The organism is Streptomyces sp. BBFR51 (genome assembly GCF_044591655.1).
Taxonomy (GTDB): Bacteria; Actinomycetota; Actinomycetes; order Streptomycetales; family Streptomycetaceae; genus Streptomyces.
Genome location: NZ_CP172448.1, coordinates 560,404 through 583,158, shown reverse-complemented (window position 1 = coordinate 583,158; position 22,755 = coordinate 560,404). Strand labels below are relative to the sequence as shown.

General features: G+C 72.0%; 23 protein-coding genes. 14 read left to right on the top strand and 9 right to left on the bottom strand.

Features of this window, described 5'->3' with window-relative positions; translation table 11 throughout:
* Positions 1-125: 125 nt before the first annotated feature.
* Complete coding sequence (locus tag ACGH7X_RS02675) at positions 126-461, top strand: transglycosylase family protein (protein ID WP_399881167.1); 336 nt, start codon at positions 126-128, stop codon at positions 459-461.
* Between the two features lie 246 nt (positions 462-707).
* On the opposite strand, the gene ACGH7X_RS02670 is transcribed toward ACGH7X_RS02675, so the two are convergent.
* On the bottom strand, positions 708-1,547 hold the full coding sequence (locus tag ACGH7X_RS02670) for an ABC transporter ATP-binding protein (protein WP_399881165.1): 840 nt from the start codon (positions 1,545-1,547) through the stop codon (positions 708-710).
* Positions 1,548-1,741: 194 nt separating this feature from the next.
* On the opposite strand from ACGH7X_RS02670, the gene ACGH7X_RS02665 reads away from it, so the two are divergent.
* The gene (locus ACGH7X_RS02665) at positions 1,742-2,812 is read left to right on the top strand and encodes an SCO7460 family lipoprotein (RefSeq protein WP_399881163.1); all 1,071 of its coding nucleotides are present in this window, start codon (positions 1,742-1,744) and stop codon (positions 2,810-2,812) included.
* 51 nt (positions 2,813-2,863) lie between these two features.
* Here ACGH7X_RS02665 and ACGH7X_RS02660 read toward each other — a convergent pair whose 3' ends face one another.
* The 3 genes from ACGH7X_RS02660 to ACGH7X_RS02650 form a co-directional block, all read right to left on the bottom strand.
* Positions 2,864-3,592, bottom strand: a complete 729-nt coding sequence (locus tag ACGH7X_RS02660) for a S1 family peptidase (RefSeq protein ID WP_399881161.1) — start codon at positions 3,590-3,592, stop codon at positions 2,864-2,866.
* A 168-nt stretch (positions 3,593-3,760) separates the two neighbouring features.
* Positions 3,761-5,158, bottom strand: a complete 1,398-nt coding sequence (locus ACGH7X_RS02655) for a cytochrome P450 (protein WP_399881159.1) — start codon at positions 5,156-5,158, stop codon at positions 3,761-3,763.
* Positions 5,159-5,325: 167 nt separating this feature from the next.
* Complete coding sequence (locus tag ACGH7X_RS02650; protein WP_399896734.1) at positions 5,326-6,078, bottom strand: sulfite exporter TauE/SafE family protein; 753 nt, start codon at positions 6,076-6,078, stop codon at positions 5,326-5,328.
* Between the two features lie 344 nt (positions 6,079-6,422).
* Here ACGH7X_RS02650 and ACGH7X_RS02645 point away from each other — a divergent pair, with 344 nt between their 5' ends.
* From ACGH7X_RS02645 to ACGH7X_RS02620, 6 genes are all read left to right on the top strand, one after another.
* Positions 6,423-7,604, top strand: a complete 1,182-nt coding sequence (locus ACGH7X_RS02645; RefSeq protein WP_399881157.1) for an ATP-binding protein — start codon at positions 6,423-6,425, stop codon at positions 7,602-7,604.
* A complete protein-coding gene (locus tag ACGH7X_RS02640) occupies positions 7,601-8,002 on the top strand; it encodes a roadblock/LC7 domain-containing protein (RefSeq protein WP_399881155.1) in 402 nt (133 codons plus the stop codon). Before ACGH7X_RS02645 ends, ACGH7X_RS02640 begins: the two co-directional genes overlap by 4 nt.
* Positions 7,999-8,376 carry a DUF742 domain-containing protein gene (locus ACGH7X_RS02635; protein WP_399881153.1) on the top strand — a complete coding sequence of 126 codons (378 nt, stop codon included), beginning with the start codon at positions 7,999-8,001 and terminating at the stop codon, positions 8,374-8,376. The genes ACGH7X_RS02640 and ACGH7X_RS02635 overlap by 4 nt, the downstream gene beginning before the upstream one ends.
* Positions 8,351-8,944, top strand: a complete 594-nt coding sequence (locus ACGH7X_RS02630; RefSeq protein WP_399881151.1) for a GTP-binding protein — start codon at positions 8,351-8,353, stop codon at positions 8,942-8,944. The genes ACGH7X_RS02635 and ACGH7X_RS02630 overlap by 26 nt, the downstream gene beginning before the upstream one ends.
* A 15-nt stretch (positions 8,945-8,959) precedes the next feature.
* Entirely contained in the window at positions 8,960-10,309 is a 1,350-nt protein-coding gene (locus ACGH7X_RS02625; RefSeq protein ID WP_399881149.1) for a cytochrome P450, read from the top strand.
* Positions 10,310-10,522: 213 nt separating this feature from the next.
* Positions 10,523-11,650 carry a tryptophan dimethylallyltransferase family protein gene (locus ACGH7X_RS02620; protein WP_399881147.1) on the top strand — a complete coding sequence of 376 codons (1,128 nt, stop codon included), beginning with the start codon at positions 10,523-10,525 and terminating at the stop codon, positions 11,648-11,650.
* A 105-nt stretch (positions 11,651-11,755) separates the two neighbouring features.
* Here ACGH7X_RS02620 and ACGH7X_RS02615 read toward each other — a convergent pair whose 3' ends face one another.
* The 3 genes from ACGH7X_RS02615 to paaI form a co-directional block, all read right to left on the bottom strand.
* Complete coding sequence (locus ACGH7X_RS02615; protein ID WP_399881145.1) at positions 11,756-13,054, bottom strand: flavin-containing monooxygenase; 1,299 nt, start codon at positions 13,052-13,054, stop codon at positions 11,756-11,758.
* A gap of 111 nt (positions 13,055-13,165) precedes the next feature.
* Positions 13,166-14,512 (bottom strand): phenylacetate--CoA ligase PaaK, encoded by a 1,347-nt coding sequence (paaK, locus tag ACGH7X_RS02610; protein WP_399881143.1) that lies wholly within the window; start codon positions 14,510-14,512, stop codon positions 13,166-13,168.
* Positions 14,509-14,958, bottom strand: a complete 450-nt coding sequence (gene paaI / locus ACGH7X_RS02605; RefSeq protein ID WP_399881141.1) for a hydroxyphenylacetyl-CoA thioesterase PaaI — start codon at positions 14,956-14,958, stop codon at positions 14,509-14,511. The genes paaK and paaI overlap by 4 nt, the downstream gene beginning before the upstream one ends.
* A 177-nt stretch (positions 14,959-15,135) precedes the next feature.
* On the opposite strand from paaI, the gene paaA reads away from it, so the two are divergent.
* The 5 genes from paaA to paaE are packed head-to-tail and all read left to right on the top strand — an operon-like array spanning position 15,136 to position 18,855.
* The gene (gene paaA / locus ACGH7X_RS02600) at positions 15,136-16,113 is read left to right on the top strand and encodes a 1,2-phenylacetyl-CoA epoxidase subunit PaaA (protein WP_399881139.1); all 978 of its coding nucleotides are present in this window, start codon (positions 15,136-15,138) and stop codon (positions 16,111-16,113) included.
* The gene (gene paaB / locus ACGH7X_RS02595; RefSeq protein ID WP_399881137.1) at positions 16,110-16,412 is read left to right on the top strand and encodes a 1,2-phenylacetyl-CoA epoxidase subunit PaaB; all 303 of its coding nucleotides are present in this window, start codon (positions 16,110-16,112) and stop codon (positions 16,410-16,412) included. Before paaA ends, paaB begins: the two co-directional genes overlap by 4 nt.
* 9 nt (positions 16,413-16,421) lie before the next feature.
* Complete coding sequence (gene paaC / locus ACGH7X_RS02590) at positions 16,422-17,249, top strand: 1,2-phenylacetyl-CoA epoxidase subunit PaaC (protein ID WP_399881135.1); 828 nt, start codon at positions 16,422-16,424, stop codon at positions 17,247-17,249.
* Complete coding sequence (gene paaD / locus ACGH7X_RS02585; RefSeq protein WP_399881133.1) at positions 17,243-17,749, top strand: 1,2-phenylacetyl-CoA epoxidase subunit PaaD; 507 nt, start codon at positions 17,243-17,245, stop codon at positions 17,747-17,749. The genes paaC and paaD overlap by 7 nt, the downstream gene beginning before the upstream one ends.
* A complete protein-coding gene (gene paaE, locus ACGH7X_RS02580) occupies positions 17,749-18,855 on the top strand; it encodes a 1,2-phenylacetyl-CoA epoxidase subunit PaaE (RefSeq protein WP_399881131.1) in 1,107 nt (368 codons plus the stop codon). Before paaD ends, paaE begins: the two co-directional genes overlap by 1 nt.
* 22 nt (positions 18,856-18,877) lie before the next feature.
* On the opposite strand, the gene ACGH7X_RS02575 is transcribed toward paaE, so the two are convergent.
* On the bottom strand, positions 18,878-20,095 hold the full coding sequence (locus ACGH7X_RS02575; protein WP_399881129.1) for an alginate lyase family protein: 1,218 nt from the start codon (positions 20,093-20,095) through the stop codon (positions 18,878-18,880).
* Positions 20,096-20,364: 269 nt separating this feature from the next.
* On the opposite strand from ACGH7X_RS02575, the gene ACGH7X_RS02570 reads away from it, so the two are divergent.
* The gene (locus tag ACGH7X_RS02570; RefSeq protein ID WP_399881127.1) at positions 20,365-21,828 is read left to right on the top strand and encodes a hypothetical protein; all 1,464 of its coding nucleotides are present in this window, start codon (positions 20,365-20,367) and stop codon (positions 21,826-21,828) included.
* Positions 21,829-21,835: 7 nt separating this feature from the next.
* On the opposite strand, the gene ACGH7X_RS02565 is transcribed toward ACGH7X_RS02570, so the two are convergent.
* Positions 21,836-22,741, bottom strand: coding sequence for an aminoglycoside phosphotransferase family protein (locus ACGH7X_RS02565; protein ID WP_399881125.1), 906 nt, complete (start codon positions 22,739-22,741; stop codon positions 21,836-21,838).
* Positions 22,742-22,755 lie beyond the last annotated feature (14 nt).

Below are 22,755 nucleotides of genomic sequence, written 5' to 3'. Positions count from 1 at the left end.
GGGCGAGGCAGGAGGAGGGGGCCTGCTCCGACTGGCCCAAGGGGCGGTGGCCGACGCGGCGACCGGCGGTCACGTGGTGTAACAGTCTTCTTATGATCTGTAGACGAAATGCTCATAAGAGCGACGTGCGCAGTTCGCATGGCCGCAGGATCAAAACCGCCGCGGTGGCGCTGTTCGCCGCGACCGCACTGGGTGCGACCGGCGCGGCGGCTGCCTCCTCCTCGGCGGCTCCGCGCACCGACTGGGACGCCATCGCGGCGTGCGAGTCCAGCGGCAACTGGCAGGCGAACACCGGCAACGGCTACTACGGCGGCCTGCAGTTCGCGCGGTCGAGCTGGATCGCCGCCGGCGGCCTCGCGTACGCCCCGCGCGCGGACCTCGCCAGCCGCGCCGAGCAGATCGCCGTGGCCAAACGCCTGGCCCGCATCCAGGGCATGTCCGCCTGGTCCTGCGCCCGATAGCGCCCGGCCCGGCCGCGCCGAGTCGGCATCCGGCGGTGCGCCGGGTTGACCGGGGTAACCCGTGGGCGTGCACTTGCGCCGGATCACCGCCGCTCCCGTTTCCCCCGGCGGGTGGGTGGGCAGGCCCCGGCGGGGGAGCCGAGCGGCGGTCCCGGACGTTCCGTACACCGATACCTCCGGGGCCGCCTCGCCCCCTCGGCGGACGGGTCCCTCGGCGGCCGCGTCCGCACGGGCGGGACCGGCGGGTCAGGCTCCGCAGACGCGCCGGCCCGAGTAGGCCGACCAGCGGCCGTCTCGCCGGGCCACCGTGATGTCGCGGCCGAAGCAGGTGGTCAGCAGCGAGTCGGTGAGGACCTCGTCCACCGGGCCCCGCGACAGGGTCCGGCCCTCGCGCAGCAGCAGGGCGTGGCTGACGGCAGGGAAGAGCTCCTCCAGGTGGTGGGTGACCGTCACGGTGGCCAGGTGCGGGCGGCCCTCGGCCAGTTGGTGCATCGCCTCGACGAGGTCCTCGCGGGACGGCAGGTCCAGCGCGTTGAACGGCTCGTCCAGGAGCAGCAGGGCCGGGTCGGCCATCAGCGCTCTGGCGATCAGGATCCGCGCCCGCTGCCCGCCCGAGCAGACACCGTACGGCCGGTCGGTCAGTTCCTTGACGCCGAGCTCGGTCAGGAGGTCGCGGGCGCGCACGCGGACCTCGTCGTCGTAGGTCCGCCACAGCGGCTGCACGGTGCCGCTGTGGCCGGTGAGCACGACGGCGTGGGCGGTGAGGTCCTGCGGCACCCGCTGGGCGGAGTTGACATGGCCGATGCGGGCCCGCAGCTCACGGACGTCCACTCGGCCCAGCCGGCTGCCGAGGACCTCGACCGTGCCCGTGGTGGGGTGCATGAGCGCGCCGAGCAGTCGCAGCAGGGTGGTCTTCCCGGCGCCGTTGGCCCCCAGCAGTGCCCAGTGCTCGCCCGGCCGGACCGTCCAGTCGACGCCGTCGAGAATCAGCTGGTCCGTCGTGAAGCGGCGCACGCTCACGTCCCGGAGCCGGAGAACGGCCGCCTCGTGCTCGTTCACCTGGGAGCCGGCTGGCTGGGCGGTCATGTCGTGGACTCCTTCGCGCGGGACACCCCTCGATCACCCCGAACAGTAGATGTACTCACCACGCGCCCGCCGGACCGTCCGGTTCCTGGACGGTGGGCGGCGGCACTCAGGGCGCGGATGAGCCCGCGTACTCATCCGCGCCGCCGGTCACCCCTCCTATCGTGGCGCCGTCGGTGGGACACGGAGGGGGAGTCATGGGACGTCGGCGCACGGCACGGGGGAGCGGACGGCGGCGGACGAGGCGCGTCGGCGGGGGCCTTGCGGCCCTGCTGCTCGGGCTGCTCGTCACCGGCTGCGCGGCGTTCGACACGGACGACGACGTACGGCGGGCCCGGGAAATCGCCGACGAACTGTACCCCGGCGAACTCGAGGTCGTCGGCGCCCGGATCCTGTTCCCCGAGACCACGGGCTCGGAGGTCACCCTGTCGGTCGCCGGTGACCCGGACGCGGCCGTACGGTTGCGGGTGGACGCGGCCAAGGACCACTGCGACGGCGGCCCGAGCTGCAAGGACGCCCTGCGCAAGGCGGTGGACCGGGCCAGGCTGGAGGCCGGACACCTGCGCGCGATGCGGGAGGCCTTCGACGGCTGCGGGCACCCGGTCCTGGCCTCGGAGGAGAGGCTCACCGCACCTTGGATCGAGGTACGGGTGACGGACGAGACGGTGGACGACGTCCTGGCCCGCGTCGGCGCGTGCGCGCAGCGCTGGGTCACGGCCCGCGCCGAGCAGGACCTCGAGGTGGCATCGCGCTCGGTGTCCGTGAACTTCGCGGCCCCCGGCACGGCGGAGGACCTCCCGGCCGCGAAGAGTGCGTTGCCGACCGTCCTGCGCCTCACCCACGGCCCCAGGCTCGCCGCGCTGGCCCAGAAGTCGTACTACGTGGCCACGTATCCGGTCGGGGGCGACGCCGAGCACACCGTGGATGTGGCCTCCGCCGGCCTGCGGATCGTCTCGCCGCTCAAGGAGAGGCAGGCCTTCTCCCGGCAGGTCGACGCGTCGGTGCTGCCCGCGCTGCGCGCGAAGTACCCGGACGCCGTGACGAGTGGCGGGGCGGGCCTGGGAGTGTGGCGGCTGGAGCCGGGGACCGTTCGGCGCATGCGCGGTTACGTGCTGTTCTGCGAGCGGCCGCCCGCCGAGGGCAAGCGCTGCAACGGTGACCTGGCGGCGCTGGTGACCTCGGATCCGAAGGGCCGCGACGCCGAGGTCGTGCGCGTTCTCACGGACATCCGCGACGAGCGCGGGGTACTGCGCCTGCCTCCGCAGTGACGGAGGCAGGCCGGAGGCAGGACGGGTGCCGGACCCGGGGTGCGGGAGTGGTCAGACGCCCGCCACCGACTGGATCCAGGAGCGGTAGGCGGTCACGTTGGTGTACGCCGTGGTGGTCTGCCGGTCGCTGGTCGAGGCGACGCCCACCTGGACGCCGCCGGCCATCATCGGGCCGCCGGAGTCGCCTCCCGCGGTGATGCCGTCGACGGGACGGGCGCATATCGCCTGACCGTAGTAGGCGTCGTAACAGCCCCGGGTGACGCTCACATTGGCGACCTTGAGGTACTGGGACTGGCAGTTGATCTCCGAGCCGCACCGGGAGGTCGCTCCCCAGCCGTAGACCTGGACGGTCTGTCCCACCCGCACCGTGCCCGGCTGCCCGAGCGGTGCGTAGGAGGCGGAGACGGAGCGGTCGAGCCGGACCAGCGCCAGGTCCGCCGAGGAGTGGGTGACGGTCTGGACGCCGTTCGCCACCGTGCCGCCGGATCCCTGGTCGAGGCTGCCGATACGGAAGGCGAGGCCGCCGCCGCCGACGCAGTGTTTGGCGGTGAGGATCCAGGTGGGGGAGATGATGGTCGAGGTGCAGGTCTGGGCGCCGCCGGAGAACAGCCGTGCCGCCCAGGGGGCGTTCTGCGCGTAGCCGCCGCCGATGATCGGCTGGGGGCCGCCGTCACCGGGCCGGGGTTCCACCGCCGAGGCGGCCGGGGCGAGCGTGAGGGCGGACAGCAGCGCGGCCACGAGAGCGGCCAACAGGGCGGGGACGAGTCTCGTTGTTCGCAAGGCTCCTCGATTCCTACGACACGCGTCGGGGCGCGTGTTGCCGTGTGGGGGCGCCCAGCATCTCCGGCCCGGGCACGGCGCGAACAATCCCGGCTTCGCATAACGCGGCGTTATGCCGGTGGGGCCGGGCCGGGCCGGCCGGGTGAGCACGCCGGCCGGCCCGGTGCCTCAGCGGGCGGAGGAGGGCGGAGCGTCCGCTCTCGCGCGCACGGTCATCAGCAGGGTCCGGGGCCGTACGGTGGCCGCGGCGACGGGCCGCACCGTCTGACCGGGTGCCAGTTCCAGGCGTACGCGCCGGACGATCGTGGCGACGGCGGTGACCAGTTCGGTTAGCGCGAACCGGTCGCCGATGCACTTGTGCTTGCCCGCGCCGAAGGGCAGGAACGCCTGCGTGGGCCGGGGCCCGGAGCCGTCGAGCCAGCGGTCGGGGTCGAAGACCAGGGGGTCCGGGAACAGCACGGGGTCACGGTGGAGCGCGTGCTGGCAGTAGGCGAGTTCGGTGCCCGCGGGCACCGTCCAGGGGCCGAGCCGGGTCTCGGTGACGGTGCGGCGGGTGACGAGCCAGCCGGTGTGGTGCAGCCGCAGCGTCTCCTCGATCACCCGCCCGAGGAAGGGCAGCCGCCCCAGATCGTCGAAGGTCACCGGCCGGTCGCCGAGCACCTCGTCCAGTTCCGCCAGGACCCGCGCCTCGATCCTCGGCTCGCGGGCGAGTTCGTACAGCACCCAGGACAGCACCGAGGCGGTGGTCTCGGTGCCGGCCACGGCCAGGGTGAGGATCTCGGAGGAGATCTCGTGCCCGGACAACGGCCGGCCGGTCTCCTCGTCGGTGGTGCGCAGCAGCAGGGAGAGCATGTCGCCGGTGTCGTGGCCGGAGGCCTGAAGATCGGTGACGGCCCGGTCTACGGTGGCCCGCACGGCGTCGCGCGCCGCGGTGAAGCGGCGGTTGGCGGGCAGCGGCAGCCGCTCGACCCAGTCGGGCAGCACGACGCGGGCACCGACGCCGTTCATCACGACCGACAGGTCGGCGCGCAGCCGGCGGAAGGTGGTGTCGTCGAGGCTGCCCGAGAACACGGTCTTGGCCAGCATGTCCAGGCTGAGCCCGACCATGGCCTCGCGCACGTCCAGTCGCCGGCCGACGGTCCAGCCCTCGACGGCGGATTCCGTCTCGGCGCGCATGGTGTCGACATAGCGGGCGATCCGCTCGCGGGCGAAGGCCGGCTGGAGCTGGCGTCGTTTGCGGACGTGCTCCTGGCCCGCCGCGGTGACGACGGAGTCGCCCAGCAACTGTCCCATCTTCTCGAAGAACCGGCCCTTGTCGAGGCTCGGTCCGAGGTCGGTGAGCATGGTGCGGATGAGCCCGGGGTCCTGGACGACGAGGGTGCGGGTGCCGGGCTGGAGGGTGATCTCGACGAGTGGTCCGTAGGTGGTGCGCAGCGCGGCGATGAAGCCGAGGTTGTCGCGCACGAGCTGTATCGCGTGACCCAGGAACGGCAGCGAACCGGCTGCCCTGGGTATGGGGGGAGGCGCTACGAGCGTCACGAGGGCGTGTCCCTTCGAGTCGATCATGGGCGCCTGAATGGCTTCCCCGATCGCTCCCGGTGGCAATCCGCGCGAGGGCGTGTCGCATGCCACGTCCTGCATGGGCACCGACGGGGTGTGAAGGGGCAAGTGGCGGGGCACACCCCACTTTTGGCCGGCCCGGCCGAGGAGCCGCCGCTCCGGGGAGCCAGGGGCTAGCGGAGCACCAGTTGCACGAGGGCCACGGTGCCGACCGTCACGACCAGCGTGCGCAGGACGACGGGGCTGAACCGGCGGCCCACCTTGGCGCCGAGGTAGCCGCCGAGGGCCGAGCCGGCCGCGATGAGTGCGACGGCGGTCCAGTCGAAGTCCGCGGCGAAGAGGAAGAAGAGCGCGGCGACCGTGTTGACGATCGCGGACAGCACGTTCTTGACGGCGTTGAGGCGTTGCAGGGGCTCGTCGAGGAGCATGCCCATCAGGGACAGGTAGATGATCCCCTGTGCCGCGGAGAAGTAGCCGCCGTAGACGCTGGCGAGCGTCAGTCCGGCGAACAGCGGCGGGCCGCCGTCACGCCGGGGTGAAGCGCCGGTGCGTGCGCGGCGGCGCTGCACCAGCCTGCTGAGCCGGGGCTGCAGCGCCACGAGGACGAGGGCCAGGCCCACCAGGGCCGGGACGATCGTCTCGAACGCGTCGGCCGGCAGGGACAGCAGCAGCGTGGCGCCCGTGAGGGCGCCGAGCAGGCAGCCGACGCTCAGTTTCAGGATGCGCCGGCGTTGTCCGCTCAGCTCCGCGCGGTAGCCGATGGCCCCGCTGACGGAGCCGGGGACCAGGCCGAGCGCGTTGGAGACGGTGGCGGTGACCGGCGACAGTCCCGTGGCCAGCAGCACGGGAAAGGTGATCAGCGTTCCGGAGCCCACGACGCTGTTGATGGCGCCGGCCCCGACCCCCGCCGCGAACACACCCGCCATGGCCTCCGGCGTCACCCGGTGCCGTCCCGTGCCGGGTCCGTACTCGACCGGAAGGTGTCTTGTGCATCTTTCACGGGGCCGACTGTACCCACTGTCACAAGAGGTACGTCCGGCGGTCTCCGGGCGGTCCCCAACCGGTCCTGGATGGGCGCTTCTTGACGTAAATTCACCTGATCATGCGGTGATACGATCACCGCGTTTGCGGAGCGGGCGGATGGGTGAAAGACGGCATCCCCGACTTAAGGGACAGCCCGGGCAGCTACCCCCGGTGCGGGCAGTCCACCGGGCCGCCCGCACGGACGGGAATTCAGCAAGCCGGCTGTCAGTCGCCTGAAGAGAGTCTTATGACGGAATACACAGGGAACCCATTGCTCTGGGTCCTGCTCGTCGGCCTCGTCGCCGCCGCCGTGCTCATCAGCCGCCAGCGCAGGGCGGCACGAGCTTTGCGGCAGCAGGTCCAGGGGCTCAGGGATCACTACACCGAGCTGGAGAACGATTACGGGAAGTCCGTGCAGGCCGCTCAGGAGCGGGCCGAGGACGAGACGAAGACGGTGCTGAAATCCGCCATGCGGACCCTTCAGGGCCTCGCCGCCGAACAGCAGCTGGTGCTCTCCCGGCTGCAGAACAAGTACGGCGACTCGGCACTCCTCCAGGACCTGCTGGAGATCGACCACACCAACTCGCAGTTCGGCCGGCGGGCCCAGTCCATCGCCGTACTGTGCGACGGCTGGCTGGGCGGGCGGCGCGACACCGCCTCGGTGTACGACGTGGTGCGCAGCGCCCAGGGCCGGATCCGGCACTTCCGCCGGGTGGACATCCTCTCCCAGGTCGACTTCGGCATCACCAGCCGGGCCGTCGAGCCCGTCGCCCTGGCCCTCGCCGAGCTGCTCGACAACGCCACCAGCTACTCCAGCCCGGACACCGTGGTCGAGATCAACATCCGGACCGTGCCCAAGGGCATCTGCGTCGTGGTCGACGACGCCGGTGTCGGCATGAGTGACGAGGAGCGGGCTCGCGCCGACAAGCTGCTCGCCACCGAGCGCGCCTCGGGCGTGGCCGGGCTCGGCAACCCGCCGCAGTTCGGTTTCGCGGTCATCGGCCTGCTGAGCGAGCGATTCGGCTTCGAGGTGTCGGTGGACTCCTCCTCCCCCTACGGAGGTGTACGGGCGGTGGTCCTGCTGCCGCACGAACTGCTCACCGGCATGCCGGAGAAGAAGGCACCCGCGCCCGCCGCCCGCGGCACGGCCCGGCCGGTGACGGACGGCGGACCGGAGAGCGCGCACGCCTCGTCCCAGTCCGACGACGGTCTGCCCCGGCGGCGCCGCAAGCGGCCGATGGCCATCGTGCCCGGCAGCGCGTCCACCCCGCGCCCGACGGGCCGCTCCGACTCCGAGCAGGCACAGGTCATGGGTGCCTTCCAGCGCGGAACGCAGTCCGGCCGGGGCACCGAACCGGAGCGCCCGGACAACGCTGACCGGACGAGCAGAACACCTGGTGCAAGCAGCGAAGGACATGAGGTCTCGTGAACGACGATCTGTCATGGATGCTCGACAGCGCTCTGGAGATTCCAGGTGCCCTGCACGCGGTCCTGATATCCGCCGACGGCCTGCTGATGGCCCGGACGCAGGACTTCGACAAGGACGACGCCGACCGGGTCGCCGCCGCGATGAGCGGCGTGCAGTCGCTCAGCCGCACCCTCGCCTTCTTCTGTGAGGACCCCAGCCAGGCGTGGCGGCAGACGCTGGTCGAGTTCGACGGCGGCTGGGTGTTCCTGATCTCCGCGGGCGAGGGTGCCTACCTCGGTGTCTCCGCCTCCCCGGAGGTCGACATGGCGGACATCACCTTCCGGATGCAGCAGCTCGTCGCCCAGCTCGGCAAGCGGCTGACGACACCGCCGCGCGAGAACCTCGGCGCCCACTCATGACCGGCCACGACGGCTGGCAGCCCGAGGCCCCCGAATTAGTGCGGCCGTACGTCATCACCAAGGGCCGCGGCCTGCCCGACGAGGACCACCTCTCGCTCATCACCCTGGTCACCGCGTCCGCCGAGGACACGCGGCAGCCGACCCGGCTGTCCCCCGAGGAGCAGAGCCTGCTGGACCTCTGCTCCGCCGGCTACCTCTCGGTCGCCGAGATCGCCGGACACACGCAGTTCCCGCTGGGCGTGGTGCGGATCCTGCTGGCCTCCCTGATGGAAGGCGGACACCTGACGACCCGCCCGCCGGTGGCCCGGGCCCGTCTCGCCGACAAGGAGATCCTTCAGGAGGTGCTCAATGGGCTCCGCGCCAAGTTTGGATGAGCGGGACTACGTGAGCGGCGGGGCGACCCAGACCGCGGTGAAGATCCTCGTCGTCGGGCACTTCGCGGTGGGCAAGACCACCCTCATCGGCTCCATCTCGGAGATCGAGCCGCTGTCCACCGAGGAGACGATGACGCAGGCCGCCGAGTCGGTCGACGACCTCAAGGGGGTCCAGGGCAAGACCACCACCACGGTCGCCATGGACTTCGGCCGCCTCACCATCAGCGACCGCGTCGTGCTGTACCTCTTCGGCACGCCGGGCCAGCAGCGCTTCGTGCAGATGTGGGAGGACATGGCGCGCGGCGCTCTCGGCGCCCTGGTCCTGCTCGACCCCGAGCGACTCGCGGACTCCTTCCCCGTGATCGACCTCATCGAGCACTACGGGCTCGACTACGCCATCGCCGTCAACCACTTCGACGGCGCGCCGCTGCGCGACGAGCGGGCGCTGCGCGAGGCGCTCGACCTGCTCGACGACACCCCCGTCGTCACCTGCGACGCCCGCGACGAGAAGTCCTCGGCCGCCGCACTGACCACCCTCGTCCGCTACTTGCTGGACCGCACCCGCTAGGAGCTGGGAGCAGACATGAACGCCCACGACACCGCGCTGGTCCCGCCGCCCGGCTGCCCGGCCCACGGCTCCGGCGCCCGAGTGCCGCTGCACGGGCCGGAGTTCGCCGCCGACCCGCAGGCGTACTACGAGTACCTGCGCCACTACGGGGCCGCGGCCCCCGTCGAACTGGCCCCGGGGGTCGAGGCCACGCTGGTCACGGACTACGCGGCGGCGCTCCAACTGCTGCAGGACTCCGGGTCCTTCCGCAAGGACGCGCGCCGCTGGCGGGCCTTCAACGAGGGCAAGGTGGGGCCGGACAGCCCGGTCGCGCCCCTGCTGGCCTACCGGCCCAACTGCATGTTCGCCGACGGGGCCGACCACATCAGGCTGCGCCAGGCGGTCACCGACAGCATGGCGCGGGTGGACACCCGGCGGCTGAGCCGCAGCACCGAGCAGATCTCCGGCTACCTCATCTCCCAGTTCGGCGGCCGCGGCTCGGCCGACCTGCTCGGCGACTACGCCAAGCAGCTGCCGCTGTTCGTGTTCAACGAACTCTTCGGCTGCCCTGCCGACATCGGCGACCGGGTGCTGTTCGGGATCTCCGGCATGTTCGACGGCGTCAACGCCGACAAGGCCACCGCGGTGCTCTTCCAGGCCGTGGGAGAACTCGTCGCGCTCAAGCGGAGCAAGCCCGGTGACGACGTCACCTCCTGGCTGATGCAGCACGAGGCGCGCCTCGACGACGAGGAGATGGTCCACCAGCTCGCCCTGCTCCTCGGCGCGGGCGCCGAGCCCCTGCGCAACCTCCTCGGCAACACCCTGCACCGGCTCCTCACCCACGAGAGGTACGCCCGTGAGGGCGGCCTGATCGACGAGGCGCTCGACGACACGCTGTGGGAGAACCCGCCCATGGCCAACTACGCCCCGCACTACCCGGCCGCCGACACGGAACTCGCCGGACAGCAGCTTCAGGCGGGCGACCTCGTCCTGGTCAGCTTCGCCGCGGCCAACACCGGTCCGGCCCTGAAGGCCTCACGCCAGGCCGGCAGCAACCGCGCGCACCTCGCCTGGAGCGCGGGCCCGCACGCCTGCCCGTCCAAGGAACCGGCCCGGCACATCACGGTCACGGCCATCGAGCATCTGCTCAACGAGCTGCCCGACGTCGAACTCGCCGTCCCCGAGGACAGCCTGACGTGGCGACCGGGACCCTTCAACCGGGCCCTGGCCACGCTCCCGGCCCGCTTCACCCCGGTGCGCCCGGCCCGGAGTGCCGAACCGCGGCCGGCCACCGCCTCGGCCGGGCAGCAGAACGCGGCGAGTCCGACCCGTCCGGCCGAACGCAGTGGCATGTGGAGCCAGTTCCTCAACTGGCTCACACGGTGATTTGTGCAACACCCTCCCAACCCGCCCCTTTCGCATGAAGGTTGAACGGCACGGGTAGTGAGCAACGCGGCATTCAAGTTGCTTACGAGTAAAAGGAGGTGTCGTGGACCACATATCCACGAACGCCGCTTTCCCGCCGCCGACCCACCCGATACCCGCCTCCCGAGGCGGGTATCACTCTGTGCGGCCCAAACCGCGGCCGGGGACGGGCCGGTGACCGCCGAACCCAGGGGCACGGGCCCGCGGGGCACACCCACGCTCGGCTCCCTCACCGGCGGTCAGCTGCGAAGACTCGGCGCGGTCGCCGGCCTCTCGGAGACCGACGCCGGGACCTACGCACAGGTCCTGACCGAGGCTCTGGGCCCGGTGGCCGAGCGGCCACTGAGCCTGCCGCCACCCACCCGCACCTTCCTGTCCGACGACCACACCCCCGTGGAGTTCTCCCTCTCCTTCCAGCCGGACGCGAAGCCCTCCATGCGGGTGCTCCTTGAACCGGGCTGCGGCGCAGACAGCCTGGCTCAGGGCGGCCGGATCGGACTCGAGGCGATCCGGGGCATGGCCCGGCGCTGGCACTTCACCACCGACGCCCTCGACGCGGTCCAGGACCTGTTCCTGCCGCCCGCACCACAGGGCCCCCTCGCCCTGTGGTGCGCCCTGGAGCTGGTGCCCGGCGGCGTGCCCAAGGTCAAGGTCTATCTGAACCCGGCGGCGAACGGGGCGGAACGTTCCGCCACGACGGTGCGCGAGGCCCTGCACCGGCTCGGCCACCGGCAGGCCTTCGCCAACCTGCCCCAGGGGGCCGGCCATCCGTTCCTCGCCCTGGACCTCGGCGACTGGGCGGAACCCCGGGCGAAGGTCTACGTGCGTCACGACCACCTCACGGCCGGCCAGGCAGGGCGCCTGTCCCGCACGGACTCCGGCCCCGGGCCCGCGGCGATCGAGGGGTTCTTCCGCACGGCCGCCGGCCTCGGCCCCGACACGACGGGGCTCGGCAGACGGCCCGGCCTGTCCTGCCACTCCTTCACCGACACCGCCACGGCACGGCCGAGTGGATTCACCCTCCACATCCCGGTCAGGGACTACGCCCGGCACGACGGGGAGGTCCTGGCGCGGGCGGGGAGGGTGCTGTGCCACCACGGCATGGACGCCTCCGTGCTCGAGCGTGCCCTGACCGCCCTCACCGAACGGCGCCCCGAGGACGGGGTGGGCCTGATCGCCTACCTGGCCCTGGCCCATCAGCGGGACCGCCCGCCGCGGGTGACGGCGTACCTCTCCTCGGAGGCGTACGCGGTCCGGCCGCCGGTCGTGGAGGCCGACCGCCGTCGGCTGTCGGTGAGCTGAGGCGACCCGGCGGACGTGCCAGGGCTCCCGGTGACATCCACCGGGAGCCCTGGCGAGGACATGGCCGCAGGGCGTCGTCGTCGCCGACCGCGCCCGGCGGAGCGGCTACACGGTCAGCGACTCCCGGAACTCGGCCAGATACGGGCCCACGTCGACCTGGATCGAGGCACCCCGGGTCCGGCCGTAACGCCGGACGATGCCGTCGAGGTAGGTGCCGATCTCCTCGCGCATCTCCTCGGCCGCGGGCAGCGCGGCGGCGCCGTCGACGATCCGTGCCACCCACTGCGCCTGGGCCTCCACCAGCCGGGTGATCGCTCCCACCGGCCGGACCAGCCCGACGAAGTACAGGCCGGGCCGGTCGGCCGGGACGACGCGTCTGTACAGCTCGACCGAGCCGTCCGCCGCCACCGGGCAGCCGTCGGGCAGGAAGGGGAAGGTCATGTGGAATCCGGTGCAGTAGACGACCGCGTCGGCGTTCTCGGAGCTGCCGTCGGTGAAGACGACCCGGTCGCCGTCGAAGGAGGCGATCGCGGGCTTCGGGGTCACCGCCCCGTGCCGGATCCGGCTGAGGATCTCGTCCGAGAGGGTCGTGGCGGAGGAGAAGACCGGGTGGTCGGGCTCCGGCAGGCCGTAGTCCGACAGTCTGCCGCGCGCCACGAGCAGGGCCTGCTCCACCCACCGGCGCCGCTCGTCGAAGGACATCTCGTTCCACCAGGGGGCCTCGGCGATCTCGTCGACCGACATCCCGAAGAGCTGCTTGGGCACGATGTGCAGTCCCCGGCGCACCGACAGCACGGTGTACGCGGCATGCCGGGAGAGGTCCGCCGCGATGTCCACCGCCGACGCGCCGAGGCCCACCACGACGACGCGCCGGCCGTCGAAGTCGCTTCCGTCGCGGTAGTCGAGGGAGTGCAGAATCGTTCCGGCGAAGGAATCGGCGCCGGGCGGGAGGGGGTCGGGCAGGACCGGGTCGGTGTGGTGGCCCGAGGCGACGACCACCTGCTCGAACCGCCGCGTGGCCTGCGCGCCGTCCGCGCCGCGGCTGACGACGGTCCACCCGCCGTCAGGGTCCTGACCGACGGACACCACCTCGGTCCGCAGCTCGACGTGGTCCAGCAGGCCCGCCCACTCGGCGAAGGACCGCAGATAGCCGGCGACCTGGCTGTGCCGGGGATAGAGCGGGTACGAGGACGGCATCGGGAAGTCCGCGTAACCGGTCAGCTGCTTGGCGGTGTTCAGGTGCAGGGACCGGTAGCCCGGACCCCGCTCGCCGGCCTGTGGCTGACGCCAGATCCCGCCGACGTCGGGTGCCTTCTCCAGACAGACGAAGGAGATGCCGCGCTGCTTGAGAGCATGGGCCACCGCCAGCCCCGACAGGCCTGCACCGATCACACACACACGCACGGGATTTCCCCCCAGGATGTACTCAACCTCCCCCGATCACGCCATTACTGCCCATCCGTATCTCGCCGCACACCAGCCCGAGTGGTGAACAGACGTGTCCGTGCTCACGTTTCACGCGCCCCGCAGATCCCGGACCCGGTGGAGCTTGCCCAGCGAGCGCTCCAGGGTCTCCGGGGCGACGATCTCCACCTCCACGGTGACGCCCACCCCGTCCTTGACGCCCTGCGCGATCGCCCGCGCGGCGGCCTCGCGCCGCTCGGGGTCCGCGTCGGGACGGGCCTCGACCCGCACGGTCATGTGGTCCATGCGCCCGCGCTCGGTGAGCCGGATCTGGAAGTGCGGGGCGACACCGGGGGTGCGCAGCACGATCTCCTCGATCTGGGTGGGGAAGACGTTCACGCCGCGCAGGATGATCATGTCGTCGCAGCGCCCGGTGACCTTCCGCATCCGCCGGAAGGCCGGCCGTGCGGTGCCCGGCAGCAGCCGCGAGAGGTCGCGCGTGCGGTACCGGATCACCGGGAGCGCCTCCTTGGTGAGGGAGGTGAAGACGATCTCCCCCTCCTCGCCCTCGGGCAGCACGGTGTCCGTGAGCGGGTCCACCACCTCCGGGTAGAAGTGGTCCTCCCACACGTGCAGGCCGTCCTTGGTCTCGACGCACTCCTGCGCCACGCCGGGGCCGATCACCTCGGACAGGCCGTAGATGTCGACGGCGTGGATGTCCACGCGCTCCTCGATCTCGCGGCGCATCTCCTCGGTCCACGGCTCGGCGCCGAAGATGCCGACCTTCAGGGAGCTGGAGCGCGGGTCGATGCCCTGCCGCTCGAACTCGTCGAGCAGGGTGAGCATGTAGGACGGGGTGACCATGATGATCTCGGGCCGGAAGTCCTGGATGATCTGCACCTGGCGTGCGGTCATGCCGCCGGAGGCCGGGATCACCGTGCACCCGGCGCGTTCGGCGCCGTAGTGCGCGCCGAGGCCGCCGGTGAACAGGCCGTAGCCGTAGGAGATGTGCACCTTGTGGCCGGGGCGGCCGCCCGCGGCGCGGATCGAACGGGCGACGACGTCCGCCCACATGGACAGGTCGTGGTCCGTGTACCCGACGACGGTGGCGCGGCCGGTGGTGCCGCTGGAGGCGTGCACGCGCCGCACGTCGGCCATCGGGACCGCGAACATGCCGAACGGGTAGGTGTCCCGCAGGTCGGCCTTGGTGGTGAAGGGGAACCTGGACAGGTCCGCCAGGCTGCGGCAGTCGTCGGGCGTCACCCCGGCGGCGTCGAACTTCTTCCGGTACAGCTCCACGTTGTCGTAGGCGTGCCGAAGGGTCGCGCGCAGCCGGTCGAGCTGGAGCTCCCGGAGCTGCTCGCGGGACAGGCGCTCGGCGTCGTCCAGCAGGTCGTGGGGGAGAGGCTCGCCAGGTCGGGGCGCCGGGGCCGCCCCGGTCGTCGGCTCGCTGCTCATCGCGACTCCTTCGTCGTCGTGCCCGGCGTCTCGCGCGCCGTGGTCTCCCGCACGCTGCGGCTGCGTCCGCGGAACTCCGCGATCACCTCGTCGCCGCGCCGCACGCTCACGTCGTAGATGCCGCTGCGTCCGTAGCGGGCGCGTTCCTCGGCGCGGGCCTCGAGCACGTCGCCCTCGCGGGCCGGGGCCACGAACACGATGTCGGCGCCGGCCGCGACGGTCACCGGGCCGTGGCTGTTGCAGGCGCAGGCGAAAGCGGTGTCGGCGAGCAGGAACAGATAGCCGCCGTGGGCGATCCGGTGCCCGTTCACCATCGCGGGGGTCACGGTCATACGGAGTACGGCGGTCCCCTCGCCGTGCTCGACCAGCTCGATGCCGAGCCGCCGGGAGGCCTCGTCCGCCAAGAACATCACCTCCGTGGGTGTCGGCCCAGTGGCCTGCGACATCCTTCCCACCACCTTCTGTCCCGACCGACCATTCGGTTAGCGCGCGGCAAGCCCCAGTAATCCAGCCGCGCGGCGGCGCTGTCAAGAGTGTGACCGGCGGGGGTCCGGGTCTTGCCCGGGGGCCGGAAACCCGTCACACTGATACCGAACGAATGGTCGGTTGGGAAGCTGGTGACGATGACCACGACACACGATGCCGAGGCGCCGCCCCCCGAGGGGCTCCAGGAGCACTTCGACGCGACGATCGCGCGCGACCAGCGCATCGAGCCGCGGGACTGGATGCCCGAGGGCTACCGGAAGACGCTGATCCGGCAGATCGCCCAGCACGCGCACTCGGAGATCATCGGCATGCAGCCCGAGGGCGAGTGGATCACCCGGGCGCCGTCGCTGCGCCGCAAGGCGATCCTGTTCGCCAAGGTCCAGGACGAGGCCGGCCACGGGCTGTATCTGTACTCGGCGGCCGAGACCCTCGGCGCGGACCGCGACGACCTCACCCGGCGCCTGATCGAGGGCCGGCAGAAGTACTCGTCGATCTTCAACTACCCGACCCTCAGCTTCGCCGACATGGGCGTGATCGGCTGGTTCGTGGACGGCGCGGCCATCTGCAACCAGGTGCCGCTGTGCCGCAGCTCGTACGGCCCGTACGCGCGCGCGATGGTGCGCATCTGCAAGGAGGAGTCGTTCCACCAGCGGCAGGGCTACGAGCTGCTGGTGACGATGATGCGCGGCACTCCCGCCCAGCGCGAGATGGTCCAGGACGCGGTGGACCGCTGGTGGTGGCCCTCCCTGATGATGTTCGGCCCGCCCGACGACGCCTCGCCCAACTCGGCGCAGTCGATGGCCTGGAAGATCAAGCGCCACAGCAACGACGAACTGCGCCGCCGCTTCGTCGACATGACCGTCCCGCAGGCCGAGAAGCTCGGCGTCACCCTGCCCGACCCGGAGCTGCGGTGGAACGAGGAGACGGGGCACCACGACTTCGGCACCCCGGACTGGGACGAGCTGATGCGCGTCATCAAGGGCGACGGCCCGTGCAACGCACAGCGGAGCGAGCGGCGGCGGACCGCCCACGAGGACGGCGCCTGGGTGCGCGAGGCGGCCACCGCCCACGCCGCCAAGCAGGCCGCTCGTGCGCAGAAGGGAGCGGCGGCATGACCCCCGAGAAGCCCGAGAAGCAGGGCTGGCCGCTGTACGAGGTGTTCGTGCGCGGCAAGCGCGGACTCAACCACGTCCACGTCGGCTCGCTGCACGCCGCCGACGACGCCATGGCCCTCACCCACGCCCGCGACCTCTACACCCGGCGCAACGAGGGCGTGAGCATCTGGGTGGTGCGCTCGGAGCACATCGCCGCCTCCACCCGCGACGAGAAGGACCCCTTCTTCGCCCCGAGCGCCGACAAGGTCTACCGCCACCCGACCTTCTACGACATCCCCGACGACGTCCCCCACATCTAGGAGCAGGGCATGAGTGACGACCACGTCTACCTCACCCTGGCCGAGGGGCACGAGGACGACACCCGCTGGGCCTACGGCACCGGCTTCGAGGACCCGCTGCACGGCGTCGACACCACCGTGCCCGAGGGCGTCGACGCCGGCGCACTGGCCGCGGAGTGCGTGGCGCTCGCCGACGACGCCCTGGTCAGCGCGCAGCGGCTCGCCGAGTGGGTCACCCGCGCCCCGGAGCTGGAGGAGGAGGTGGCGCTGGCCAACATCGGCCTGGACCTGCTCGGCCAGGCCCGGCTGCTCTACTCCCGCGCCGGCCAGGCCGACGGCACCGGCCGTGACGAGGACGCCTACGCCTACTTCCGGGACGCCGCCGAATTCCGGAACGTGACGCTGGCCGAACTGCCCGGCGGCGACTTCGCGTTCGCCGTCGTGCGGCTGCTGGTGCTCTCCAGCTGGCGCCTGGCCCACTTCCAGCGGCTGCTGGACCACCCCGACCCGGTCCTCGCGGCGGTCGCCGCCAAGGGCGTCAAGGAACTCACCTACCACCGGCAGTACGCGGCCGAGTGGGCCGTGCGCCTGGGCGACGGCACCGAGGAGTCCCACCGCAGGATGCGCGCGGCACTGGACGACATCGCCCCGTACCTGGGCGAGCTGCACACCGCGTACGACGTACGGGACGAGGTCGCCGAAGACCTGCGCCAGGTCACCGAGGCGGCCGGACTGCCCCTGCCGGTGTACCGCCCGTTGCCCGGCTCCGGCCGCGCAGGCGAGCACACCGAGCATCTGGCGCCGCTGCTCACCGAGTTGCAGGGCATCGCCCGCGCCCACCCGGAGGCGACATGGTGACCGCCCTCCTGGACGCCCGCCGGGCCCGCCGCGTCGCCGAGCAGGTGCCCGACCCCGAGCTGCCCATGCTGACCCTCGCCGACCTCGGGGTGCTGCGCGACGTCGAGGTGGGCGCGGACGGCACCGTGGTCGCGAGTCTGACCCCCACCTACTCGGGCTGCCCGGCCATGGCCGAGATGCGGGCGGACGTCGCCGCGCGGCTGCGGGACGCGGGCTACCCGCGCGTGGAGATCCGCACCGTCCTGAACCCGCCCTGGACCAGCGACTGGATCACCGAGTCCGGCCGCCGCAAGCTGGCCGAGCACGGCATCGCCCCGCCCGGTGCCGCGCCCCGCGGTCCGGTCCCGCTGGTGCTGTCGCCGACCCGGCCTGCGGTGGCCTGTCCCCGCTGCGGCTCGGCGGACACCGAGGAGACCTCCCGCTTCGCCGCCACGTCCTGCAAGGCGCTGTGGCGCTGCCGGGCCTGCCGCGAGCCGTTCGAGTACGTCAAGGAGATCTGATGGCCCAGAGCGCCCCCGTCCCGGCGCCACCGGTGCGCACGCGTCGCCGGCCCGCCTTCCACCGTCTGCGCGTCGCGGCCGTCGAGCGGCTGTGCGCGGACGCGGCGGCCGTGAGCTTCGAGATCCCGGACGAGCTGGCCGGGGAGTTCGCCTTCGCGCCCGGTCAGTCGCTCACCCTGCGGCGCGAGGTCGACGGACGGGACGAGCGCCGCTCGTACTCGATCTGCGCACCGGCCGGCTCGGTGCCGCGCATCGGGGTGCGGGTGGTGCCGGGCGGCCTGTTCTCCGCGTGGCTGGTCAACGACGTGCGCCCCGGCGACGGTGTCGAGGTGATGGCGCCCACCGGGCTCTTCACCCCCGATCTGACCACCCCGGGCCACCATGTGCTGATCGCCGCCGGTTCGGGCATCACCCCGATGGTGTCCATCGCGGAGTCGGTGCTCGCCGCCGACGACCGCTCGACCGTCACCCTCTTCTACGGCAACCGCCGCAGCGACACGGTGATGTTCGCCGACGACCTGGCCGACCTGAAGGACCTCCACCCCACCCGCTTCCACCTCGCCCACGTGCTCTCCCGTGAACCCCGCGAGGCAGAGGTCCTCTCCGGCCGGCTGGACGCCGAACGGCTCTCGGCGCTCGTCGGCTCCCTGGTGGACGTACCCGCCGCCGACCACTGGTGGCTGTGCGGCCCGCAGGGCATGGTCGCCGACGCCCAGCAGGTCCTGACCGGCCTCGGTGTCCCGGCGGACCGCGTCCACCGGGAGCTGTTCTACGCCGACGACGAACCCGTGCGGGAGGTCCACCACGAGGAGACCGGCCCGCGGGGACCCGTCAGCGAGGTCACCATCACCCTGGACGGCCGCTCCACGACCTCCTCCCTGTCCCGGGAGCGGTCCGTCCTCGACGGGGCCCAGCAGACGCGGCCCGACCTGCCCTTCGCCTGCAAGGGCGGGGTCTGCGGCACCTGCCGGGCCCTGGTCACCGACGGCCGGGTCGACATGCGCCGCAACTACGCGCTCGAGGACGCCGAGGTCGACGCCGGCTACGTCCTGACCTGCCAGTCGTACCCGGTCTCCGAGAAGCTGACCGTGGACTACGACGGCTGAGCGCGGGCCACCGCCCGCCGCCTCAGGCCGGATTGTCGCCGTGGGTGAGGGTCTCCCAGGCGACGAAGAGGTTGTTCGTGCCGGAGGGGCGGGTGCGCTCGGTCAGCGCCTGGGTGTTGTCCATGGCGAAGCCGAGGCGGTTGTGCATGGCGTTGTAGCCGACCTCGGTCACCGGCCCCAGGCCGAGGTCGAGGTCGCCCCCGCACAGCCAGCTCGGTGCGCCCGCGCCCTGCTGGTACTTCGCCTGGAAGCCGAGCGCGTGCCGCAGCCGCTCGCCCACGTCGGTGCCGTACAGGTCCTGCCCCTGGATCCGGCTGGTCTCGGCGACGTGGGAGATGGACGAGATGCCGTATCCCGTGTGGGTGAAGTCCCGGCAGGTCTCCTGGGTGAGGCCGGTGACGAAGGTGGACTGGCCCTGCCAGTACTTGACGATCTTGTCCCGGGAATCGAGGTTCTGACTCGGCACCGTCCTGGGCAGGGCTCCGTCGGACTCCAGGTAGACGTAGGCGGCCGTGCGGGTGCGGAACTTGGCCATGGCCTTGTCGTAGGAGGCCTTGTCCTCCAGGAAGACGGAGATGCCGACGGCGGCCTCCGTCATCGTCAGCTCCCAGTTGCCGTTGGAGTTGGAGCCGTTGATGATCTCGGGCAGGTAGACGTCGCGGAGCATGCCGGCGAAGCGGCCGGAGTTCGCCCAGGTGCCGCCGTACGTGTACTTGATGATCTCGGCGGCCTTGGGCCAGGAGGAGCCGGCCCATCCGGTCTGCAGCGGCGCGTTGCTGTTGGTGTGGTCCCGGATCACTGCGGACCAGGCGTCCATCAGCTCGATGGCCTTGCGCGCGTACCGCTCGTCGCGGGTGAAGTACCAGGCCAGCGCGTTGGTGTAGGCCGCGATCGCGTCCTCGCGTTCGTCCGTGCAGCCGTAGTTGGGGTTCGAGTACGAACCGCACTCCACCACCGCGCGGGGCTTAGGGGTGCGGTTCAGGTCGGCGTACCTGCTCGCCATCATCTGGTCGAAGGCGCCCTTCCAGGGCTGGGCCCCGGCGTCGACCTTGGCGCGGACGAAGTCGAGTTGGCCCTCGGAGACGGTGACTCCGGGATGCGTGAACGCGGCCGGTGCGGCGTCCGCGCGGTGCGCGGTCGAGCCCGGGCCGGCCAGCAGGGCGGCGACGAGGGCGGCGGTGAGGGTCGCGAGGAGGACGGCACGGGATCTGCGATGACGGCGCGTGGGAGCAGAGGACATGTGGGGGGTCCATCCGTTCGGGTATGTGAACGTTGAGTGTTGTTCTGAACGTTCGACTGGGCGGTGACGATAGGTAGAGACCAATGGGGCGTCAAGAGGCCACGCAGGAGTCCGCGCACGGGGTCCGGCATCCGGCGTCGGCACACGGCGCCGGGGGAACACTATGAACGCAATGATCGAAGGGGTGGCCACGGCTCCGGGGGATTCCTAACATCCCAGCTCGCAGCGCGATTTCGCGCCGGCACCCAGCACGTACAGGAGCCCGCACCTTGACCACACCCGACGCTCCCACGCAGCTCACCTCGGCGGCGCGCCGCCGAAGCCGTCCGGCCGTGGTGGCGGCCGCCCTCGCGGCCGTGTTCCTGGGCACGCTCGGCAATGTGTCCGCCGCCCCCGCGCAGGCGGCCGAACGGCCCGTGGCCGCCGACTGCCCGCCCGAGCTGGCGGACAACGCCACGTGTTACACCGGCCAGGACGCCAACGGGGCCCACTACACGATGGCGGTGCCGCACGACTGGAACGGCTCCCTCGTCGTGCACGCCCACGGCGGGCCCGACCTCGGCGACGCCTCCGACCCGGCCCGCAGCACCGAGGACCTGCAACGCTGGGCGGTGATGGTCGACCAGGGGTACGCGTGGGCCGGCTCCGCCTACCGGCGCGGTGGCTACGGAGCCCGCATGGCCGCCACCGACACCGAGAACGTGCGCCGCCTGTTCACCGCCCGGTTCGGCCGGCCGGAACGCACCTACCTGCACGGCCAGTCCTGGGGCGGAGACGTGGCCGCCAAGGTCGCGGAGACCTACGGCACGCGGCGCGGCGCGTACGACGGAGTGCTGCTGACCAACGGCGTCCTCGGCGGCGGTTCGCGCGGCTACGACTACCGCGTGGACCTGCGGGTGGTCTACCAGTACTACTGCCACAACCATCCGCGCCCGACCGAGCCGCAGTACCCGCTGTGGCAGGGACTGCGCCCCGGCTCCACGATGACGAACGCCGGGCTGCGCGCACGCCTTGAGGAGTGCACCGGCTACGCCTCCGAACCGGCGGACCGCACCGCGCTGCAACAGCGCAACCTCGACGACATCCTCGCCGTCACCCGCATCCCGGAGCGCACCCTCGAGTCGCATCTGCGCTTCGCCACCTTCACCTTCCGGGACATCGTGACGAACCGGCTCGACGGACGGAACCCGTGGAGCAACCGGGGCGTGCGCTACTCGGGTTCACACGACGACAAGGCGCTCAACGCGGGCGTCGAGCGCTTCTCGGCCGACCCCACCGCACGCCGGGACCTGTCCTACGACAGCGACCTCACCGGCCGGGTCTCCCTCCCCGTCCTCACCCTGCACGCCATCGACGACCCGACGGCGTTCGTGGAGCACGAGGCGGCCTACCGCGCCACGCTCCGAGGCGCGGGCCGGGGCGGGAACCTCGTCCAGACGTTCACGAAGGAGACCGAGCACAGCTCGCTGAGCGATTCCGAGTACGCCAACTCGATCTCCGCACTGGACACATGGGTGCGCACGGGCCGCAGGCCGAGCCCGCGTTCCGTCGCGGCCTCCTGCGAGGCGTTCGACGCCACCTACGGCAGCGGCTGCTTCTACGATCCCGGGTTCCGCCCCTCCCCGTACGCCTCACGGGTGCGGCCCCGGCCGGGCGGACTCGGCTGGCCCGCGATGACCGCCGCCCAAGAGCGCGCGTGGGGCAGGATCGACGGCGTGGGGATCGCGCCCTAGCCGTGCCCTAGCGGCGCGTTTCGGCCAGCACCGCCCGGATCACGTGGCGGGCGTTGCCGGCCATCGCGGGGTTGGTTTTCCGGTAGTACGGCAGCGCGATCAGCGCCTGGGAGAGGGTGCGGCCCCGGCCGCGCCGCCAGGTCGCGTCGTCCACGCCGAGTACCTCGCGGAAGACCTCCCTCGCGGCGGCCGGCAGCAGATTCCACGCCGGGAAGAGATCGCAGGCCGCGTCGCCCACCCCCATGCAGCCGAAGTCGATCACCGCGGACAGCCTGCCGCCGGCCACCAGCAGGTTGCCCGGCATCAGGTCGGCGTGCAGCCAGACCGGCGGCCCTTCCGGGGCCGGGGCCCGCAGCGCGTCCTGCCATACGGCGGCCAGGGCGTCGCAGTCGACGCCCTCCTCGGGAAGGCCCCGCAGTTCGTCGAGCGCGGCCCGCGTCGCCTGGTCGAGGGTGGCGAGCGGACCGCCGCGGTACGCCTGCGGCGCGCCGGGCAGGGTGACGCTTCGCATCGCCGCCACGAACCCGGCCAGATCCGTCGCCAGTCGCACGGGATCGGTCAGTGCTCCGGCCTCGGGGATCTCACCGGGCAGCCACCGGTACACCGACCAGGGCCACGGATAGCCCTCGGCGGGCGCACCGGCGCCGAGCACCTCGGGGACGGCGGCGGGCAGCAGGGGCGACAGCCGGGGGAGCCACTCCCGCTCCGTCGTCACGTCCTCCACGCCGCCCTCGATCAGCGGCAGCCGCACGACCATGGCGTCGCCCAGCCGGTACATCGCGTTGACCGTGCCGCCGGACGGGAAGCGCTCGACGGGCAGCCCCGCCCACTGCGGGAACTGCCCGTCCACCAGCCGCCGTACGAGACGGTCGTCGAGGGGGTACGGGCCCGGATGCGTCTGGCCTGAACTCATGGACCTCATCCGAC

Excerpts from the sequence above, each read along its gene's own strand:
- ACGH7X_RS02575 (WP_399881129.1), bottom strand. The coding sequence starts at position 20,095 with ATGTCCTCTGCTCCCACGCGCCGTCATCGCAGATCCCGTGCCGTCCTC.
- ACGH7X_RS02635 (WP_399881153.1), top strand. The coding sequence starts at position 7,999 with ATGACCGGCCACGACGGCTGGCAGCCCGAGGCCCCCGAATTAGTGCGG.
- ACGH7X_RS02625 (WP_399881149.1), top strand. The coding sequence starts at position 8,960 with ATGAACGCCCACGACACCGCGCTGGTCCCGCCGCCCGGCTGCCCGGCC.
- paaC (WP_399881135.1), top strand. The coding sequence starts at position 16,422 with ATGAGTGACGACCACGTCTACCTCACCCTGGCCGAGGGGCACGAGGAC.
- paaE (WP_399881131.1), top strand. The coding sequence starts at position 17,749 with ATGGCCCAGAGCGCCCCCGTCCCGGCGCCACCGGTGCGCACGCGTCGC.
- ACGH7X_RS02565 (WP_399881125.1), bottom strand. The coding sequence starts at position 22,741 with ATGAGTTCAGGCCAGACGCATCCGGGCCCGTACCCCCTCGACGACCGT.
- ACGH7X_RS02650 (WP_399896734.1), bottom strand. The coding sequence starts at position 6,078 with ATGGCGGGTGTGTTCGCGGCGGGGGTCGGGGCCGGCGCCATCAACAGC.
- ACGH7X_RS02655 (WP_399881159.1), bottom strand. The coding sequence starts at position 5,158 with ATGATCGACTCGAAGGGACACGCCCTCGTGACGCTCGTAGCGCCTCCC.
- ACGH7X_RS02665 (WP_399881163.1), top strand. The coding sequence starts at position 1,742 with ATGGGACGTCGGCGCACGGCACGGGGGAGCGGACGGCGGCGGACGAGG.
- paaA (WP_399881139.1), top strand. The coding sequence starts at position 15,136 with ATGACCACGACACACGATGCCGAGGCGCCGCCCCCCGAGGGGCTCCAG.
- paaB (WP_399881137.1), top strand. The coding sequence starts at position 16,110 with ATGACCCCCGAGAAGCCCGAGAAGCAGGGCTGGCCGCTGTACGAGGTG.
- ACGH7X_RS02645 (WP_399881157.1), top strand. The coding sequence starts at position 6,423 with ATGACGGAATACACAGGGAACCCATTGCTCTGGGTCCTGCTCGTCGGC.
- paaI (WP_399881141.1), bottom strand. The coding sequence starts at position 14,958 with ATGTCGCAGGCCACTGGGCCGACACCCACGGAGGTGATGTTCTTGGCG.
- paaK (WP_399881143.1), bottom strand. The coding sequence starts at position 14,512 with ATGAGCAGCGAGCCGACGACCGGGGCGGCCCCGGCGCCCCGACCTGGC.
- ACGH7X_RS02670 (WP_399881165.1), bottom strand. The coding sequence starts at position 1,547 with ATGACCGCCCAGCCAGCCGGCTCCCAGGTGAACGAGCACGAGGCGGCC.
- paaD (WP_399881133.1), top strand. The coding sequence starts at position 17,243 with ATGGTGACCGCCCTCCTGGACGCCCGCCGGGCCCGCCGCGTCGCCGAG.
- ACGH7X_RS02630 (WP_399881151.1), top strand. The coding sequence starts at position 8,351 with ATGGGCTCCGCGCCAAGTTTGGATGAGCGGGACTACGTGAGCGGCGGG.